The sequence below is a fragment of the Aurantiacibacter xanthus genome, from assembly GCF_003584015.1.
GTDB classification, from domain to species: domain Bacteria; phylum Pseudomonadota; class Alphaproteobacteria; order Sphingomonadales; family Sphingomonadaceae; genus Alteraurantiacibacter; species Alteraurantiacibacter xanthus.
This window is the reverse complement of sequence record NZ_QXFM01000071.1, coordinates 22,501-25,000: the sequence shown is the minus strand read 5'-3', so window position 1 is coordinate 25,000 and position 2,500 is coordinate 22,501. Positions and strand designations below refer to the sequence as shown.

The following is a 2,500-nucleotide window of genomic DNA, read 5'->3' as shown; positions in this document are numbered from 1 at the left end:
GGTCGGAACTTACCCGACAAGGAATTTCGCTACCTTAGGACCGTTATAGTTACGGCCGCCGTTTACTCGGGCTTCAATTCGGAGCTTGCACTCCTCCTCTTAACCTTCGAGCACCGGGCAGGCGTCAGACCCTATACGTCGTCTTGAAGCCGACTTAGCAGAGTCCTGTGTTTTTGATAAACAGTCGCTACCCCCTGGCCTGTGCCCCCCACCAAAAGTTGCCTTAAGATGGGGCCTCCTTCTTCCGAAGGTACGGAGGCAATTTGCCGAGTTCCTTCAGGATACTTCACTCAAGCGCCTTGGTATACTCTACCTGACCACCTGTGTCGGTTTCGGGTACGGTCTATACGGTGGGGCTATTTCCCGGGACAACTTGGCAGCCCACTCAATCCGATAAGAGTGAACTACTTCCGCCATCCGTCACACACCACCAGGCCCACGAATATTAACGTGGTTCCCATCGACTACCCCCTTCGGGCTCGTCTTAGGGGCCGGCTTACCCTGCGCCGATTAGCGTTGCGCAGGAACCCTTGGTCTTTCGGCGAGAGGGCATCTCACCCTCTTTATCGCTACTCATGTCAGCATTCGCACTTCCGATACGTCCAGAGTCGGTTACCCTTCTCCTTCGCTCGCTTACGGAACGCTCCGCTACCGCTCAGAACAAAGTTCTGAACCCTAAGCTTCGGTGAATACCTTTAGTCCCGTTACATCTTCGCCGCAGGAACCCTTATTTAGACCAGTGAGCTGTTACGCTTTCTTTAAAGGATGGCTGCTTCTAAGCCAACCTCCTGGTTGTTTTGGGATTCCCACATGCTTTCGCACTTAGGTATTACTTGGGGACCTTAGCTGTAGGTTAGGGCTGTTTCCCTTTTGACGACGGACCTTAGCACCCGCCGTCTGTCTGCCAGACAAGACTCGATGGTATTCGGAGTTTGGTTAGGTTTGGTACCGCTCGCGCAGCCCTAGCCCATCCAGTGCTCTACCCCCATCGGCATACATCTGACGCTCTACCTCAATAGATTTCGCGGAGAACCAGCTATTTCCCGGCTTGATTGGCCTTTCACCCCTAAACACAAGTCATCCGAGCACTTTTCAACGTGCAACGGTTCGGCCCTCCAGTGCGTGTTACCGCACCTTCAGCCTGCTCATGCCTAGATCGCCGGGGTTCGGGTCTAATCCAACAAACTCATTCGCCCTATTCAGACTCGCTTTCGCTGCGCCTACACCTAACGGCTTAAGCTTGCTTGCTAGATTAAGTCACTGACCCATTATGCAAGAGGTACGCTGTCACCCCCTATGGGGCTCCAACTGATTGTAAGCATTCGGTTTCAGGTACTGTTTCACTCCCCTAATCGGGGTGCTTTTCACCTTTCCCTCACGGTACTGTGTTCGCTATCGGTCATGTACGAGTATTTAGGCTTGGAGGGTGGTCCCCCCATGTTCAGACAGGATTTCACGTGTCCCGCCCTACTCAAGTCCTTCATCATCACTTTCGCATACGGGGCTGTCACCCGCTATGGCCACACTTTCCAGAGTGTTCTGCTAGTTGAAATGAAGGCACTGGCCTGGTCCCGGTTCGCTCGCCACTACTACGGGAATCTCGGTTGATGTCTTTTCCTCCAGGTACTGAGATGTTTCAGTTCCCCGGGTTAGCTTCACCAAGCCTATATATTCAGCAAGGTGATACCCTATCCACCTCTTCTACAATCCCCAAAGGGATCACAGAGGAAATGGTGAGGGTGGGTTTCCCCATTCGGAAATCGCCGGATCGAAGCTTGCTCACAGCTCCCCGACGCTTATCGCAGCGTGCCACGTCCTTCATAGCCTGTACATGCCAAGGCATCCACCAAATGCTCTTACCTCACGCTTGAGAATCCACACCATCAACGACAAGTCTGCATAACGCTTGCCGATACAATGGCGCGGAGGAATTATCTCAGCCAGATAATCAATTTGATTGATTTGCGATTTGCCATCGACTGGACCAGACCCAAAGGCCTTGCCAGCACGACGACACCTCGCGGCATCGATTTAAAAACCCATTCACAATGTCAAAGACGGCAACCAGTGTTGCCTACCCGCCAAGGCGGGATCCGCTTTCTCTTCATCTCTGGAAATACTTGCCTGGTGGAGCCTATCGGGATCGAACCGATGACCTGATGCTTGCAAAGCAACCGCTCTCCCAGCTGAGCTAAGGCCCCTTACCCAGACAACAAGCAACCCTCGAACCCGAAGGGTTCGCAAGGCCGACCGGCCGTCGGCGTTAGCCGAAAGCCGAGCCGCCGGATGGCGGCGCTGGCGCTTGAAGCCAAACAAATGGTGGGCCTGGGTGGATTCGAACCACCGACCTCACCCTTATCAGGGGTGCGCTCTAACCAACTGAGCTACAGGCCCATGCGCCACAAGCGGGCCAAACGGCCGCGGGCGGCATAAGCCAGCTCAGGCGTAAACACGACAGACATGAGCCTGTGTGTCTTTCCAGTGATGAAGGGACATGAGG

Annotated in this window: 2 tRNA genes and 1 rRNA gene (1 of these 3 cut by a window edge); all 3 read right to left on the bottom strand. The window is 54.1% G+C overall.

From position 1 onward, the window contains the following. Nucleotides 1-1,870, bottom strand: a 23S ribosomal RNA gene (locus D2V17_RS07755); it reaches 921 nt to the left of the window's first position. A gap of 255 nt (nucleotides 1,871-2,125) precedes the next feature. Continuing rightward, nucleotides 2,126-2,201, bottom strand: a tRNA-Ala gene (locus D2V17_RS07750). 116 nt (nucleotides 2,202-2,317) lie between these two features. After that, a tRNA-Ile gene (locus D2V17_RS07745) sits at nucleotides 2,318-2,394 on the bottom strand. Nucleotides 2,395-2,500 lie beyond the last annotated feature (106 nt).